Genomic DNA, 16,332 nt, shown 5'->3' on the forward strand with positions numbered 1-16,332 from the left:
TTAACGAGTTCAAGCAGTGAGCTCTCCAAGACACATATCCAAACACTCTTGCAGCGTCATTATTTTAATATTGCCAATATAGTTTTTGTGATACACAAACCACAAACCATCACTATTTACCGACTCTGGTAGCTGATAGGGAATCTCTAGCAAATTCTTATCAGCTTTAGTTTTAAATTCTGCCATTAGCCCAATTCCCATCCCCGCACGTATTGACCAATCCAAATCCGAAAAATGATTGCTTTGCACTACAACACTCTGCGCGGGCACCTGCTCTACCAAATGTTTTACGAAGGGAATATGGTGTTTATCCGGTGATGGTAATAACCAGTCATGCTCAGCAAAATCGGCCGCCGTGTTTGGCATCCCTCGTTGCTTACTATAGTCACGATGACAATACAGCCCCATTCTAAAATTTAGTATACGGCGAGCAATAATGTCTGCCCCTTGGGGCTCACTGCCAGCTCGTAATGACACATGAGTAATACCAGTGGCCGGAGAAATAATCTCTTCGGTAGTTAGCAGTCGAATGCTCATGCCCGGAAATCGCTCCCGCATCATTTTGATAGCTGGGGTTATTAAGGAGACATGATCTGGCAAACAGGTAATTTTGAGCTTTCCGCTGGCTGCATTAGTTACCGCCTCCATTCGACTGTCGAGCTGAGAAAATAACTCCTGGATATCAGGCAAGCCCTGCATCAGCACCCTCCCGGCATCGCTCAATTGATAACCACGCTGGTGCCTAAGAAAGAGTTTTAGGTTCAAGCTTTCCTCAAGTCGGTTAATATCCCTAAGTACTGTAGCGTGACTGGTGCCAAGCGCCCTCGCCGCTTTATTCAAGGAGCCCGATGTGGCAACCTGATAGGCAACCCGATAGAGATCCCAGCTAATTTCTCGTCGACTCAGCCCGATACCTTCTGCTTGTTTCCCGCTCATCTCCACCCACCCAGCAAACAACTTGTTCAAATATGAACATCTATTTTATAAATAATTGAATAGCCTTCAAGCCCAAAGCTGGTTAAAGTACGTCTTTCTTGGAGGTAAGAATGATTCGCAACACAACAGAGAGCTATGGCTGGATAAGCATCCTTTTGCACTGGCTAATGGCTTTAAGTATTTTTGGTCTGTTTGGTCTGGGCCTATATATGGTAGAACTGGGCTATTACGACCCCTGGTACCGATCTTCCATGGATTTACACAAAAGCATAGGCTTGGTGTTGGCCTTTGTTTATGTTTTGAGGCTGTTGTGGAAACTGCAGCAAGATTGCCCCGAGCCTATTGCTGATAAAGCCTGGCAAAGAATTGCAGCTCAACTTACTCACGGATTGCTTTATCTCGTATTGCTGGCCATCATGGTGAGCGGTTACTTAATATCGACCGCGGACGGTCGCAGTATTGAGATTTTTGCCTTATTTTCGGTGCCAGCGCTACCATTTGCCTTTGAGCAACAAGAAGATATTGCCGGTTATATTCACTGGCTATTAGCCTGGAGCCTGATGTTTATTGTCGCTGTACATGCCCTAGCCGCGTTGCAGCATCACTTTTTATTGAAAGATAACACCCTAAAGCGCATGCTGCGGCCACAATAAGCCGCATTTAGCCAACGCTTAATTTAAGGAAACATTATGTTAATTAAAAATCTCGTTAAATTTACTGCTATTGCCGCCACCGCTGTTGCCAGCATTCAAGCTAGCGCTGCTGACTACCAGGTAGATATTAAAGGCGCCCATGCATTTATTAACTTCAAAATTAAACATCTTGGTTACAGCTGGTTAACTGGCCGCTTTAACACCTTTGACGGCCAGTTTACTTGGGACAAAGATCAACCTAACGCCAGTAAAATCAATATTGAAATCGATACCGCTAGTATCGATTCAAACCATGCTGAGCGCGACAAGCATTTACGTGGCAAAGATTTCTTGAATGTTAAAGACTTCCCCAAAGCGAGCTTTGTGAGCGAGAAGATCGAATTTAGCAATGCCACAGAGGGTACAGTAACTGGCACCCTAACCTTACACGGTGTAAGCAAAACCATCAGCTTTCCTGTAGAAAAGCTTGGTGAAGGTAAAGATCCTTGGGGTGGTTACCGTGTTGGTTTCGAAGGTAAAACCACATTGAAGTTGGCCGACTATGGTATGACTTATAACCTTGGCCCGGCCTCTACTCATGTTGAGCTAGAGTTGTTGGTTGAAGGTATTCGTAAGTAATAACCTGCAGCTAAAATGAAAAAGGCCAGCGATATGCTGGCCTTTTTTGTATCAATATAGAAAGGAGCTCTAAGAGCCCCACCCTATTTATTTCTTTGCAATTGCTCTCAAATCAATCGCTTGCCAATGTGGGAAATGCTTACGTACTAGAGCATTTAATTCCAACTCGAACTCAGAGAATTCCTGTTGTTGTGCAACTGCCTCGCCTTCTAGCAATTCAGTTACCATGCCTGCGCCTACGGTAATATTACTAAGGCGATCGATCACGATAAAAGCGCCAGTGGCACGATTAACTTGATAGGCATCGGCGACAACTGCTTGCTCCAATTGCACATCAACTAGGGCAATATCGTTTAAGGCAAGCTCATCGGCAGCAAGCTGCTCTTGAGTATTCACGTCAATGCGGTGCGTAATATCACTGATACGCCCAGGGCTTACTTTACTGGCGAATTTAAATAAGTACTCGCGCCCTGGCTGCATAGCGCCTTCAGCCATCCAAACCAAATGCGCTTTTAAGCGATTGCTTTGAATACTGTCGCCATCAGTATCGGCTTTAACAAGGGTATCACCACGGGAAATATCAATCTCATCTTCCAAGGTAATGGTGATCGCTTCACCCGCGAAGGCTTGGCTTGGTGAATCACCGTGCACCACGATTTCTTTTACCTTGCTTTGCTTACCAGAAGGCAGCGCTTTTAAGCTGTCACCCACAGCGACTTGCCCCGAAGCCACGGTACCGCAGAAGCCACGAAAATCGAGATTTGGACGGTTAACATATTGCACGGGGAAGCGAAAATCTTCGAGATTTTTATCTTCTGCAATAGATACCGATTCCAAAACTTCCATTAAAGTTGGGCCTTTATACCAAGGGGTGTTTTCGCTGGCGTTCACAACATTGTCGCCCTCTAAAGCCGACATAGGAACGAACTGAATATCAGCGCCCTGCTCGCCCTGAATGTTAGCCAGCTCTTTAGAGAACTCTAGATAATCGCCCTTAATGGATTCAAAAACATCTTCGCTAAAATCTTTTAAATCCATTTTATTGACCGCAACCACCAAGTGCTTAATGCCCAACAAAGAGGCAATATAGCTGTGGCGACGGGTTTGTGGCATTACGCCATAGCGCGCATCAATAAGAATCACCGCCAGATCACAGGTAGATGCGCCAGTGGCCATATTGCGAGTATATTGCTCGTGCCCTGGGGTATCGGCAATAATGTATTTACGTTTGGCGGTTGAAAAATAGCGGTAAGCTACATCAATAGTAATGCCTTGCTCACGCTCAGCCTGAAGGCCGTCCACTAGCAAAGCTAAATCAATTTTCTCGCCGGTAGTACCATGCTTTGAGGTGTCGGCCTGCACGGCTTCTAATTGATCTTCATAGATCATTTTGCTGTCGTGTAGCAATCGACCGATTAACGTCGACTTACCATCATCAACGGAGCCACAGGTTAGAAAACGAAGCAGTTCTTTGCGCTCGTGCTGGGCAAGATAGGCGAGAATATCTTCTGCAATTAAATCGGATTGGTGGGACATTAGAAATAGCCCTCCTGTTTTTTCTTTTCCATCGAGCCAGAACTATCGTGATCGATAACACGGCCTTGACGCTCTGAAGTCGTCGTCAGTAACATTTCCTGAATAATTTCAGGCAAGGTATTCGCCTCAGATTCCACCGCGCCGGTAAGCGGGTAACAACCTAGCGTACGGAAGCGCACCATTTTTTCTTGCACTTGTTCGCCTTCTTCCAATGGCATGCGATCATCGTCAACCATAATCAAGACACCATCGCGCTCAACCACAGGGCGCTTTTCAGCCAAATACAACGGCACAATTGGAATCTCTTCCAAATGGATATATTGCCAGATATCTAACTCGGTCCAGTTCGATAATGGGAAAACACGAATACTCTCGCCTTTATCAACTTTGCCGTTATAAATATTCCACAGTTCTGGACGCTGATTTTTAGGGTCCCAGCGGTGATGTTTATCTCGGAAGGAATAAACACGCTCTTTTGCTCGAGACTTCTCCTCGTCACGGCGCGCACCACCAAAAGCCGCATCAAAGCCATATTTATCTAGGGCCTGCTTTAGCGCCGCGGTCTTCATAATATCGGTATGCTTAGCACTGCCGTGGGTAAAAGGCCCCACGCCCATATCGACGCCTTCTTGATTGATATGAACAATCAAATCCCAACCTAGGTCTTTAACACGCTGATCGCGAAACTCAATCATCTCGCGAAACTTCCAGGTGGTATCCACATGCATCAATGGAAACGGCGGCTTGCCTGGGTAGAAGGCTTTCATCGCCAAGTGCATCATCACAGCGGAATCTTTACCCACTGAATAGAGCATTACGGGGTTATCAAACTCCGCGGCTACTTCGCGGATAATATGAATACTCTCCGCTTCTAACTGTTTTAAGTGCGTCAATTGCGCTTTAGAGGCTGCTTCGGACATGGTCGTCTCTTTCAATTGCTATCTTTCATGCTATGCAGGCTGAATAATCTTCAGCTGGGGCGGGACTCTTCAGGAGAACTGTACCCGCACCTAGGCGGGCACATTATAGAAAATCTTTTACCGAAAGGTTAACGACTCTTTACTTCTAAGCTTATGCCGGAAGTCTGAGCCAATTCGACAAAAGTCGGGAAGGATGTTGCCACATTGGCGGTATCATTCACCACAATGGTATCGCTAGCGCGCAGGCCAGCAATGGTGAAGGACATGGCGATACGATGATCGTGATGACTTTCAACCTCTCCACCACTGAACACCTCAGTTTGAGCGCCCTTACCCTGGATAATAATACCGTCTTCAGTGGCCTTTGCATCGATACCTAAGCTCACCATACCGTCAGCCATTACCTGGATACGATCGCTTTCTTTAACACGTAACTCTTCGGCGCCGGTCAATACGGTCTCGCCTTCAGCGCAGGCCGCCGCAATAAACAAGGCTGGGAACTCATCAATGGCCAGTGGCACCTGATCTTCTGGAATACGGATGCCTTTTAACGGCTGGTAGCGAATACGCACATCAGCCACGGGCTCACCACCCACTTCACGCTCATTGTGTAACGTTAGATCAGCACCCATCTGACGGAGAATATTTACTACACCTACACGGGTTGGGTTCATACCAACATGCTGTAAAGTGACATCAGAGCCTGGAGCTATCGCGGCCGCCACCATAAAGAATGTCGCCGAAGAAATATCGGCCGGCACTTCAATCTGGCAGGCTGTTAATTTGCCGCCACCTTGTAAACTGATGCGATCACCCTCTCGCTTCACCTCATAACCAAAGCCGCGCAGCATACGCTCGGTATGATCACGAGTAGGCGCAGGCTCGCTCACTGAAGTTTCACCATCCGCGTACAAACCGGCTAACAAAACACAAGACTTCACCTGGGCACTGGCCATCGGCATATCGTAGTGAATGCCGCTTAGCCCCTTATTTGCACTGATTAGCATGGGCGGGTGACCATTTTCGGCAGTACCCACCTCAGCACCCATTTCACGCAACGGGATGGCCACGCGGTTCATTGGGCGCTTATTTAGTGATACATCACCACTCATTTCGCTGGCAAACTGCTGTCCAGCCAAAATACCGGCCAATAAACGCATAGAGGTCCCGGAGTTTCCAACGTAAAGCTTACCCGGGGGCGCCTCTAGACCATTCAAACCGACACCGTGGATGCGAACACGCCCTTGATCCGGGCCTTCAATAACCACCCCCATATCACGGAAGGCTTGCAAAGTTGCCAAGGCGTCCTCGCCTTCGAGAAAGCCTTCCACCTCGGTTATCCCTTCTGCCAGCGAGCCAAGCATAATGGAGCGATGCGAAATGGATTTATCACCTGGTACTCTTAAAGTCCCTTTAACACTGCCGCCAGGCTGCACATGGTAATCGATAATGTCTTGCTGTGAATCTTGCATGGTTTGGGTATACGCTCTTTGTTCTAGTAGGGTCGTAAAATGATCACGAGCGGCTTTCGCTCTTGTAAATACGCCCAATAAATGTTCGCTGTTTTCGGTTTCAATGGCATGACGCAGACGGTTTAAATTGTCTGAAAACATCGTCAAGGAATCTAAAATACTGCGCTTATTGGCCAGCATAATATCGTGCCACATCACCGGATCACTGGAGGCAATGCGAGTAAAGTCTCGAAAGCCACCGGCGGCATAACGGAATATATTTTCGTTTTCTGAATCGTGAGCCAAGGTATCCACTAAGGAATAAGCAATCACATGGGGCAAATGGGAAGTCGCCGCCAGTACCTCATCATGCTCAGCCACGTCCATTTCTAAAACTTCAGCACCCACTGCCTGCCACAATTCGCGGACCCGCCGAATGTGGCCTTCGCCGGAGTTAGCATGGGGGGTCAGAATGACACGATGATCAATATAGAGCTCAGCATTAGCAGCGGTGACGCCACTTTTTTCAGCACCAGCAATGGGATGACCGGGCACTAACTGGCTAGGCAGCTCACCATAAACCTGCTGGGCGGCTTCGATAACGCTACCCTTAACACTGGCACCGTCAGTAATAGTGACCTCAGGGGATAACTTCGCTTTGATATCAGCCAAAGTGGCCTCAACCGCCAAAGTCGGTACAGAAACAAAAACGACATCCCCTGCTCCTAAGGCAGGCTTGATGTCAGCAAGATCAGTAAAAGCTTCATCGACAACAGCCAGCTCAACGGCATCAAGACAGGTTTGTTCCCGTCTCGCAATACCGATTACGCAATCACAGAGAGATCGCTCTCGAGCTGCTTTCGCTAAACTGCCGCCGATTAAACCGATACCAATGACCACCAAACGTTTACATTGGCTCATAGTAACCTCTTTACTGAATGCTCTTACAATACCGCTTCAGGGTATGAACCAAGTACACGAAGATCAGCGGCTTTTGCACCAACTTCATCCAAGGCTTTTTTCACTACAGCATCTTCAACATGACCGGAAAAATCGATAAAGAACACATAGTTCCAAGTGCCAGATGCCGCAGGGCGAGTTTCGACGCGGGTTAAATCGATACCGTAAATATGAAATGGTTGCAGCAAATCATGCAATGCACCTGGCTCGTTGCGCATAGCCACAACAACCGAAGTTTTGTCTTTACCGCTCGCCAGTACTTTTTGAGTACCGATAATTAAGAAACGGGTAGAATTGTCTGGCTGATCTTCGATTTTTTCTGCGTGTACTTTTAAGTCGTACAAGTCGGCAGCCATCTGGCCAGCAATAGCCGCAGCATTCCACTCACCTTTTAAACGCTTCGCGGCATCGGCATTACTGCTAACCGCAATACGCTCCGCATTTGGGTAATGGGCATCTAACCATTTGCGACACTGCGCCAAAGATTGCGAGTGGGAGTATATGCGCGTAATGCTATCAGTTTTGGTGACATCCGAAACCAATAGATGCTGGTGAATACGTAGCTCAACCTCACCACAAATCTGCAGATTCGAGCCCATAAAGTTATCAAGGGTATGATTTACAACGCCTTCGGTAGAGTTCTCAACGGGAACAACACCATAGTTGACCGCGCCCGCTTCAACTTCACGGAATACTTCATCAATGGCCGAAAATGGCATGGCCACTGCAGAGTGACCAAAATGCTTTAAAGCCGCCTGCTGGGTAAAAGTTCCCTCCGGGCCAAGATAAGCAACCTTTGTAGGCTCTTCTAAGGCCAAACAAGCTGACATGATCTCGCGAAACAAGCGCGCCATTTCTTCATCATCAAGCGGGCCATTATTCATCGCCATCGCTTTGCGCAACACTTTGGCTTCACGCTCTGGACGATAATAAACTACAGACTCGCTGCTCCCAGACGCTTCTAACGCCGCCTTTTTAACATCGGCAACATTTTGAGCACAGCGCGCACGGTCGCTGATAAGCTGACAAATTTCATTATCGATACGATCGATTTCATCGCGCAGCTGACTTAGCTGGGCTTCATTAGCGGGGTTATTTTCTTGCTCTGACATGATATTTACTTTGCTATTGTGCGGCCAAAACCGTGTTGCTTAAGCCGTGATTTCTATGGGTTTTGCTTTCTATATTTCTATCTATTCTTTCTTTAAGTACGTTCTATCTTTACCTTCTATGATCAAGCTATTCATTCTACGACTACACTGAAAATCACTTTAATGATTTACAAATAACAGGCCATAGAATTTAAATAGCCCGATCAGTCTTCACTGTCGGGCTTTTTATTTTGCAGCGAGAGCTGGGCCACTGGGCCCAATTCCCTATTCTTCTTCAGCGCCAGACTCCTCTTCGTCTTCAGCATCAGATTCTTCGATGCGCTCTACTCCGATCAGGTGCTCACCTTCTTTCAGTTTGATCATACGCACACCCTGGGTGTTACGGCTCATAACTGAAACTTCATCAGTGCGAGTGCGAACCAAGGTACCCTGATCAGAGATCAACATAATCTCATCACCTTCGAACACCTGAACACCGCCCACTAAAGGACCATTACGCTCAGTAACCTGCATAGCGATCACACCTTGGGTGCCACGACCTTTAGTTGGGAAGTCATCAACCTTAGTCTGCTTACCGTAGCCGTTTTCACTCAAGGTCATTACACGACCATCATCTTGCGGAATTACCATGGAAATAACAGTTTGGCCTTCTTGCAAGCGAATACCGCGAACACCTCGAGAGGTACGTCCCATCGCACGAACATCAGATTCTTTAAAGCGCGCCGCTTTACCCGCAGAAGATAGCAATAGCACATCATTGCTGCCTTCAGTAATCGCGGTGCCGACTAGCTCATTACCCTCTTCCAAGTCGATCGCAATCAAGCCCGAGCTACGTGGACGTGAGAATTGCATAAGAGAGGTTTTCTTCACGGTACCATTGGCTGTGGCCATAAAGATAAAGTGATCTTCATCGTATTCTTTAACCGGCAGAATCGACGTAATACGCTCATCATCTTCAAGCGGTAATAAATTCACCATTGGGCGACCACGTGATTGACGGCCCGCCACAGGAATTTGATAAACCTTCAGCCAATACACTTTACCGGCATTGGTAAAGCACAAAATGGTATCGTGGGTGCTAGCAATCAAGAGATGCTCAACAAAATCTTCGTCTTTAACCGATGTCGCGGCCTTACCCATGCCACCACGGCGCTGAGCTTGATAATCCGTCAGCGGCTGCGTCTTGGCATAGCCACCGTGAGAAATCGTCACAACGCGATCTTCTTCGGCAATCAAATCTTCAACGGTGAGATCTTCTTGGGAATGCTGAATCGCAGTACGACGCTCATCACCATAATTAGAAACAACCTCTTGTAATTCTTCGCGAATCACTTCCATCAAGCGGGTAGAACTGCCTAGAATTTCTAGGAACTCAGCAATCTGCTCTAAACGCTCTTTATATTCAGCCAGCAGCTTGTCGTGCTCCATACCGGTTAAACGGTGTAGGCGCAATTCCAAGATAGCTTGAGCCTGAGCTTCTGATAAATAGTATTTACCATCACGCAAACCAAACTCAGGGCCTAGGCCTTCAGGCTTACAAGCGCCCTGCTCTAAACGTTCGATAAAGTCGCCAATTTCGTTAGTTTCCCAGCCACGAGCCATCAATCCCTGCTTCGCTTCAGCGGGTGAAGGTGAGGATTTAATCAACTCAATGACAGGATCGATATTGGCAATAGCTACCGCCAAACCTTCCAAGATATGGCCACGCTCACGCGCTTTACGCAATAAATAAACGGTACGACGGGTAACGACCTCGCGACGATGCAGTACAAAATACTCCAACATCTGCTTAAGGTTTAATACGCGTGGCTGACCATCGACTAGAGCAACAATATTAATGCCGAATACCGACTGCAATTGTGTCTGTGCGTATAAGTTATTCAGCAAGACTTCACCGGATTCACCACGCTTCATTTCAATAACAACGCGCAGACCGTCTTTATCCGATTCATCACGAAGGCCGTCACTGGCAATACCTTCGATCTTCTTGTCTTTTACCAGCTCAGCAATTTTCTCAATCAAACGCGCCTTATTCACTTGGTAGGGGATCTCGTGAACAATAATAGTGTCGCGATTGGTTTTCTCGTTATGGATAACCTCGGCTTTGGCGCGCACATAAATGCGACCACGACCCGTGCGGTATGCCTGAACAATACCAGCACGGCCATTAATAATGCCGGCGGTTGGGAAATCTGGTCCAGGGATGATTTCCATCAGTTCATCGACATTAATTTCAGGATTGTCGATCAATGCCAAACAACCATTTACCACTTCGGTAAGGTTATGGGGAGGAATATTGGTCGCCATGCCCACTGCAATACCGGATGAGCCGTTCACTAATAGATTAGGAACACGAGTTGGCAAAACCTCGGGAATTAATTCGGTATCGTCGTAGTTAGGTACGTAGTCGACAGTTTCTTTATCGAGATCGGCCAGCAGATCATGGGACATCTTCTGCATGCGGATTTCGGTATAACGCATAGCCGCCGCGCCATCACCGTCAATCGAGCCAAAGTTACCCTGGCCATCTACCAGCATATAGCGCAAAGAAAAGGGCTGAGCCATACGAACAATAGTGTCGTAAACAGCAGAATCACCATGCGGGTGATATTTACCGATAACGTCACCGACTACACGAGCCGACTTTTTGTAGGGCTTATTCCAATCATTGCCCAATTCATTCATGGCGAACAGCACGCGGCGGTGTACCGGCTTTAAGCCATCACGCACATCGGGCAGTGCTCGCCCAACGATAACGCTCATGGCGTAGTCCAAATAGGACTGCTTCAGTTCGTCTTCAATATTGATCGGTGATATATCTTTTGCCAAATCGCCCATAAACGATCGCTTTCCTTATTATGCCTATCTTGTCATGCCCGACTGCGGGAGTACGGCCACTCTTGTGGTCAGTCTTTGCTTGGGCTTTAAACCTTTTCCATTCGACATAGATTCACGCCGAAATGTGAAACGCTTAAAAATTAAGCAAACACTGCCTGGCTTAGTATTTACCTGCCATTTGCACTTAATCGCCACCCCCAATTTATGGAGCATTTAAGCCCCTTTAGCGGCGTGTCATTTGGCAGGCACATAAAGCCGTAAATCTTACCATAAAATCATGCACTTGGGGCATTTGTGGGGCGCTCAAGGTCATTTCCAAAGGAATCCCTAAAGATTTGATAAAATTGACATAATTCTACGCCCATAAGGGGCGTATAATGGCCCTCAAATGGCATAAAATCGCCATACAAACTCGCAGCCCACCTTCGCTGCAAGAACACCCTATAATGAAGCTATATACAACGAGCCTAACTTTTAGCGCTCGACCTAGGGAGCCTCTGAATAAGTCCCGTCAGTTCTCTGCGGGCAATAAAGCGGCCAGCTACGCGAAAGACAGTGCAGTGAATGGCCGGGTCCTTTGCAAGCTGGCTGACAAAGTAGATGGCCGCTTTAGTGCCCGCCCTTCGGGGCGTTCAGAGCAATGTAGCAGTGGAATTAATGAGTTTCGCCGGGCAACCGGCCCACCTGTATTCATTGCCTAGCTGCCGCACTGCTCTGATCGCCAGAGGCGGGCGGGACTTAATCAGAGGCTCCCTAAGCATATACTTACAACAACGAGGTCGACCACTTTTTATGTCACAGCCGATTGATACCCTTATTCAATGTCGCTGGCTAATCACTATGGATAGCAAGCGTCGCGTACTTGAGCACCACAGCATTGCTGTTAAAGACGGCAAAATTACCGCCATCGTGCCAAATAGTGAGGCCGAAGATTTATATCAAGCCAATGAATGTATAAAACTTGAGCAACACATTGCCCTTCCAGGCCTGGTAAATACCCACGGCCACTTAGCTATGAGCCTTTTACGGGGCTATGCCGACGACTACCCGCTGCACGACTGGCTAAATGATCACATCTGGCCGGCAGAAGGTAAGTTTGTGAGTCACGAGTTTGTGGCCGATGGCGCTCGACTAGCAATGGCCGAAATGATCCGCGGTGGTACCACCGCCTTTAGCGACAACTACTTTTTCCCTGAAGCTGTTGCTGAGGTTTGCGCGGAAGTCGGCATGCGTGGAAGCTTATATAGCCCAATCTTGAATTTTCCAACCGCTTGGGGCAGCGGCCCTGAAGAAACCATTGCCAAAAGCTGTAAGCTAATCGAGCAGTATCAAGAACACGCCTTGGTGAATATAGGCTTCGGACCGCATGCTCCTTATACGGTCAGCAATGAAGCGTTCTCTGAGATTGCCAAACAAGAAGCCAAATACCAATGTGGCATCATGGTTCACCTGCAAGAAACCCAAAAAGAAGTTGATGACTCGATTGAGCAATATGGCCAGCGCCCCACCGAGCGCTTACAGTCATTGGGCGTTATGAATGAGCGTACCCAGTGTGTCCACATGACTGCCGTTAGTGATGAAGACATCAGTATTTTACAAGCCAGCAAGAGCCATGTGGTGCACTGCCCCGAATCCAACTTAAAACTTGCCAGCGGTTTTTGCCCAACAGAGAAGCTGCGCCAAGCCGGTGTTAATGTTTCTCTCGGTACAGATGGTGCCGCCAGCAATAACGATTTGGATATGCTCAGTGAAATGCGCACCGCCTCGATGCTCGCCAAAGCTGTAGATAACAACGCCAGCGCCCTAAACGCGATGGACAGCTTAGCCATGGCCACGATTGATGGCGCCAAAGCATTAAATATTGACAGCTACACAGGGAGCCTTGAAGTTGGCAAAGCCGCCGACATTACCACTGTTGAGCTGAGCGCCCTAAATGCCCTACCCATGTATGACCCTGTAAGCTACTTGGTTTACACCAATTGCAGTCACCAAGTCAGCGATGTGTGGGTTTCAGGCGAGCGCCTATTAGCTGCAGGGTTGTTGCAAACCATTGATGAACAAGCACTACGTGACAATGCCATAGAGTGGCAAAGTAAAATCAGTGCCGATTAATACATGAAGCCACACTAGCGAGCCCGTAAACCACGGCTCGCTAGTAGCATCAACATTGCTACAAACATTAGCCAATGAGGCATCGGCACGCTGGGAACAGCTCTAGCACTCATCGCGAGCAATGCCCGCACATCGTTATCCGCAGCGCGATTATTACTTAAATCGCTATCCTCATTTTGAATCGTACTCAATGGCTGCAGCGGTAAATTTGCTTCAGCAGATACCAATAAATCTCCACTAAAATCGGCAGCAAGTGTAAAGCTCAATTCAAACTGCAAACTCGCAGAAACCGGCAAATCAATTTCTGTTGAAAAAGCCCCCACCCCGCTCGCCTGACGGCAAACAGCACCCAACTGCTGCGCCCCGCATTGCCAGCTAAGCGCACTAATAGCTGAAGGGAGTAGCGCCGAAACAGAAACATTATTGGCCGCTGAAATTCCCTGATTACGCAGCTCTATTGTATAACTGAGCGTTTGTCCACGGCGGTATTCTGTTTGGCCATTATCTATACTGACGGCCACATCAGGGCCAAATATTGGCGGCCTACTTGAACAACTCGCACCATCATTAAAGGCGGCTCCAGCAGAATCAGCCACCCGGGTGGCCGCGCCTGTATCCAAGTCAAAACGATAGAAGCCGGCTCCATCATTGGCTTTTCCATACAGTGCGTTTGGCGATCCCCACAGAGCACCAAACTTTACATCCAGGCCAGTAGGCGCAGCGGCTAAGCGAACCTCTCCGCTCAGCGTATCAACCTCGGCCAAATACCATTCATTGAGCGCGTTGCGATGCAAACCCCACAGCTTCCCTCCCGCTACGGCAATATCACCGCTATTAATTTCTCTCGGGCTTCCACTGCCATCGTGCATTGAAATTCTTGTCGCCGTAGCACTTGCCCCAGCAAAAGGCTCGGGCCCCAGGTCAATTGCAACTAGGGTAGTTCGTGCTGTCGCGGACAAAACAAAATATCGACCATCAGGAAACATATCTCCAGCAAGATAAAAGTCATCAGGCATATCATCTATTGCCCCCAGATCTTCCACCTCAGCATTGGCACCAATGCGCAACAGGCGCGCATTTGAGCCCGGTGGTAATGCCGAGCTGGTTACCGATTGCAAGCCATATAGAAAACCATCACCTTCCCTAAAGGCTAACGCGTTGTAATCCTGCATCGCTGCCTGCGGCGCAGCTACTTCTGTAAAGGCTACGGCAGGGCTAGCATCTGGCTCACCCTGAAAAAGCCTTATGGCATCCCTATCCCCCTGGCTTAAGAAAAAACCATTTGGGCAACTGCCAAAAGAGATGGGTGCCGCTTTTACTGAAACGGTAAAACATAAAACAGAGAAAGCCATCAAGGAATGGAAAGACTTCATACCACAGTCCGAACTGCAAGCTAATGTGGGTGCGAGAAGGAGAAGTCGTTGAGCGCTGGCGAAAAGCAAGCACTTCGAATATCACTTACAAGCACGGCTAAAGGCTCGCATCTTAGTCGGCCATCAATGTAAAGTTGATCCCGCGCTAGAACTAATTTTTATAATTTGAAAATAGTTACTTCGATGGATACAAGACCAAAATACCGTTACTGATAAAAATGACTTTTGGCAAAGTGCGGAAATTAAAGCTAACAAACGCTCGAAAATAGAGTGCTTAAGGGTTGGCGCTATTGAATATAAGCAGCCGAAAAGAATGTAAATAAAGCCTATACCGCATAACAGTGCGTAACACTGCTAGCGATAGAGGCCGAAACCCGTCCTTACAAAACTGCGATCATTCTATTGGCCGCGAAAACGACCGGGCTTAAGTTTTCTTACGCCAAGTAGCAGCAAAAATAAGCCCTGTATCGCAATCACCCACATAGGAACAGGCACCGCTTGCGGCCCCGCTGGCGAACTATCACGGTCAGTCGCGCTATTATTGCTCGTGTCGCTGTCTTGGGCCTGTAAAGGAGCCCCGGCATTGTTTGGCAAGGTTGCCGTTACAGTATTGACCAAATCTCCACTAAAACCTGGATCTAAGGTAAAGCTTAACTCAAAACGCACACTGGAACCTGCTGGCAAGTCTACAATCGCGTTAATAGCGCCACTTCCGCTTGCTGCTCGACAGACCCCATCGCCAATTTGCGACGTACAAGTCCAAGTTGCGGAGTTAACATTGGCTGGCAAAGGGTCTTCCACTTGCACCCCCACTGCACCAAACAAGCCCTGATTACTCACATCAATGGTATAAACCACCGTTTGCTCTGGGGTATATTCACTCTGACCATTATCTTTAGTGATCGCGATGTCGGCTGGAAAGATCGGTCGATTAGAAACACAGCGCGCGGCATCATTTCGCGCAGCACCATTAGATGTTGCAATCTGTGTCGCTTTACCGGTGTTTAAATCAAAATAGAAAAACCCCGCCCCATCATTGGCATTGCCATATACTGCATCAGGTGTACCCCAAAGCGCACCAAAGGGGTTGCTGATTCCTGTTGGGTTGGGCGCGAGGGTTATCTCACCTGTTGTCACATTAATTTCAGCTAGATACCACTGTCCACTGCCGGACAAGTGCAGCCCCCACAAGCGGCCATCAGCAAAAGCGATATCACCACTATTGATTTCTAGAGGCCCGCCAGCACCGTCATTTAATCCTACCGTAGTCACCGTGGTTGCCGCACCAGAAACAGGCCCCGCTCCCAAATCTAATGTCACGAGAGTACTTCTAGCGGTAGCAGAAAGGACGTAATATTCTCCCGTTGGAGACATATCGCCAGCTAGGTAAAAGGCGTCGGGCATACCCGCTATAGCACCCAAGTCCTCAATCTCAGCATTAGCACCAATGCGAATTAAATGGGCATCCGGGCCAGTAACGGCCGAGCTTGAATTTGAGCGCAAACCGTACATAAAACGGTCAGATTCTCTAAAGGCAATTGCATTGTAATCTAGCTTTGGCGCCTGCGGCGCATCTACTTCAGTAAATGCCACCCCTCCCGAAGCATCCGGGTTACCACTAAAGAGCTGGATACTATCTCGACTACCTTGACTCAGGTAAAAAGGGCTTGGGCAGACTGCAAATTGTGTTGCTTGCCCGGCGGCAAAAGAGGACAAAAATACAGCCGCTACAGAGACTGCGATATGACAAAGGCGGTGATAAAACATGAGCACTTCCTACTCACCAATTGATTTGCGCGCGATTTTACAGGCAGGAGCTGAAC

General features: G+C 48.0%; 12 protein-coding genes. 4 read left to right on the forward strand and 8 right to left on the reverse strand.

Annotated features, from left to right (window positions below; translation table 11 throughout):
• Positions 1-9: 9 nt before the first annotated feature.
• The gene (locus Q1A41_RS10135) at positions 10-936 is read right to left on the reverse strand and encodes a LysR family transcriptional regulator (protein WP_299978078.1); all 927 of its coding nucleotides are present in this window, start codon (positions 934-936) and stop codon (positions 10-12) included.
• A 110-nt stretch (positions 937-1,046) separates the two neighbouring features.
• Here Q1A41_RS10135 and Q1A41_RS10140 point away from each other — a divergent pair, with 110 nt between their 5' ends.
• Together Q1A41_RS10140 and Q1A41_RS10145 are read left to right on the forward strand one after the other, a co-directional pair.
• Entirely contained in the window at positions 1,047-1,589 is a 543-nt protein-coding gene (locus Q1A41_RS10140; RefSeq protein ID WP_299978081.1) for a cytochrome b, read from the forward strand.
• A 36-nt stretch (positions 1,590-1,625) separates the two neighbouring features.
• Positions 1,626-2,207 carry a YceI family protein gene (locus Q1A41_RS10145; RefSeq protein ID WP_299978083.1) on the forward strand — a complete coding sequence of 194 codons (582 nt, stop codon included), beginning with the start codon at positions 1,626-1,628 and terminating at the stop codon, positions 2,205-2,207.
• An 87-nt stretch (positions 2,208-2,294) separates the two neighbouring features.
• Here Q1A41_RS10145 and cysN read toward each other — a convergent pair whose 3' ends face one another.
• The 5 genes from cysN to gyrA all read right to left on the reverse strand — a co-directional run bounded on the left by cysN (position 2,295) and on the right by gyrA (position 11,024).
• Positions 2,295-3,743: a sulfate adenylyltransferase subunit CysN gene (gene cysN, locus Q1A41_RS10150; protein WP_299978086.1), complete on the reverse strand. Its 1,449-nt coding sequence runs from the start codon at positions 3,741-3,743 to the stop codon at positions 2,295-2,297.
• A complete protein-coding gene (gene cysD / locus Q1A41_RS10155; RefSeq protein ID WP_299978089.1) occupies positions 3,743-4,663 on the reverse strand; it encodes a sulfate adenylyltransferase subunit CysD in 921 nt (306 codons plus the stop codon). Before cysD ends, cysN begins: the two co-directional genes overlap by 1 nt.
• A gap of 128 nt (positions 4,664-4,791) precedes the next feature.
• A complete protein-coding gene (locus Q1A41_RS10160; protein ID WP_299978092.1) occupies positions 4,792-7,035 on the reverse strand; it encodes a bifunctional prephenate dehydrogenase/3-phosphoshikimate 1-carboxyvinyltransferase in 2,244 nt (747 codons plus the stop codon).
• Between the two features lie 23 nt (positions 7,036-7,058).
• Complete coding sequence (pheA, locus tag Q1A41_RS10165; RefSeq protein ID WP_299978095.1) at positions 7,059-8,186, reverse strand: prephenate dehydratase; 1,128 nt, start codon at positions 8,184-8,186, stop codon at positions 7,059-7,061.
• Between the two features lie 264 nt (positions 8,187-8,450).
• Positions 8,451-11,024 carry a DNA gyrase subunit A gene (gyrA, locus tag Q1A41_RS10170; protein ID WP_299978098.1) on the reverse strand — a complete coding sequence of 858 codons (2,574 nt, stop codon included), beginning with the start codon at positions 11,022-11,024 and terminating at the stop codon, positions 8,451-8,453.
• A 377-nt stretch (positions 11,025-11,401) separates the two neighbouring features.
• On the opposite strand from gyrA, the gene Q1A41_RS10175 reads away from it, so the two are divergent.
• Together Q1A41_RS10175 and Q1A41_RS10180 are read left to right on the forward strand one after the other, a co-directional pair.
• Positions 11,402-11,725: a hypothetical protein gene (locus tag Q1A41_RS10175; RefSeq protein ID WP_299978101.1), complete on the forward strand. Its 324-nt coding sequence runs from the start codon at positions 11,402-11,404 to the stop codon at positions 11,723-11,725.
• A 91-nt stretch (positions 11,726-11,816) separates the two neighbouring features.
• Positions 11,817-13,136 (forward strand): TRZ/ATZ family hydrolase, encoded by a 1,320-nt coding sequence (locus tag Q1A41_RS10180; protein ID WP_299978104.1) that lies wholly within the window; start codon positions 11,817-11,819, stop codon positions 13,134-13,136.
• 14 nt (positions 13,137-13,150) lie between these two features.
• Here the strand turns inward: Q1A41_RS10180 and Q1A41_RS10185 are convergent, their stop codons facing one another.
• Together Q1A41_RS10185 and Q1A41_RS10190 are read right to left on the reverse strand one after the other, a co-directional pair.
• Entirely contained in the window at positions 13,151-14,509 is a 1,359-nt protein-coding gene (locus Q1A41_RS10185) for a hypothetical protein (RefSeq protein ID WP_299978106.1), read from the reverse strand.
• Positions 14,510-14,908: 399 nt separating this feature from the next.
• A complete protein-coding gene (locus tag Q1A41_RS10190; protein ID WP_299978109.1) occupies positions 14,909-16,276 on the reverse strand; it encodes a DUF11 domain-containing protein in 1,368 nt (455 codons plus the stop codon).
• Positions 16,277-16,332: the final 56 nt, after the last annotated feature.

Source organism: uncultured Pseudoteredinibacter sp. (assembly GCF_947502065.1).
GTDB lineage: Bacteria > Pseudomonadota > Gammaproteobacteria > Pseudomonadales > Cellvibrionaceae > Pseudoteredinibacter.

What these genes read in the sequence shown, in the direction of transcription:
- Q1A41_RS10135 (WP_299978078.1), bottom strand. Translation starts at nt 936, where the DNA reads ATGAGCGGGAAACAAGCAGAAGGTATCGGGCTGAGTCGACGAGAAATT.
- Q1A41_RS10140 (WP_299978081.1), top strand. Translation starts at nt 1,047, where the DNA reads ATGATTCGCAACACAACAGAGAGCTATGGCTGGATAAGCATCCTTTTG.
- Q1A41_RS10145 (WP_299978083.1), top strand. Translation starts at nt 1,626, where the DNA reads ATGTTAATTAAAAATCTCGTTAAATTTACTGCTATTGCCGCCACCGCT.
- cysN (WP_299978086.1), bottom strand. Translation starts at nt 3,743, where the DNA reads ATGTCCCACCAATCCGATTTAATTGCAGAAGATATTCTCGCCTATCTT.
- cysD (WP_299978089.1), bottom strand. Translation starts at nt 4,663, where the DNA reads ATGTCCGAAGCAGCCTCTAAAGCGCAATTGACGCACTTAAAACAGTTA.
- Q1A41_RS10160 (WP_299978092.1), bottom strand. Translation starts at nt 7,035, where the DNA reads ATGAGCCAATGTAAACGTTTGGTGGTCATTGGTATCGGTTTAATCGGC.
- pheA (WP_299978095.1), bottom strand. Translation starts at nt 8,186, where the DNA reads ATGTCAGAGCAAGAAAATAACCCCGCTAATGAAGCCCAGCTAAGTCAG.
- gyrA (WP_299978098.1), bottom strand. Translation starts at nt 11,024, where the DNA reads ATGGGCGATTTGGCAAAAGATATATCACCGATCAATATTGAAGACGAA.
- Q1A41_RS10175 (WP_299978101.1), top strand. Translation starts at nt 11,402, where the DNA reads ATGGCCCTCAAATGGCATAAAATCGCCATACAAACTCGCAGCCCACCT.
- Q1A41_RS10180 (WP_299978104.1), top strand. Translation starts at nt 11,817, where the DNA reads ATGTCACAGCCGATTGATACCCTTATTCAATGTCGCTGGCTAATCACT.
- Q1A41_RS10185 (WP_299978106.1), bottom strand. Translation starts at nt 14,509, where the DNA reads ATGAAGTCTTTCCATTCCTTGATGGCTTTCTCTGTTTTATGTTTTACC.
- Q1A41_RS10190 (WP_299978109.1), bottom strand. Translation starts at nt 16,276, where the DNA reads ATGTTTTATCACCGCCTTTGTCATATCGCAGTCTCTGTAGCGGCTGTA.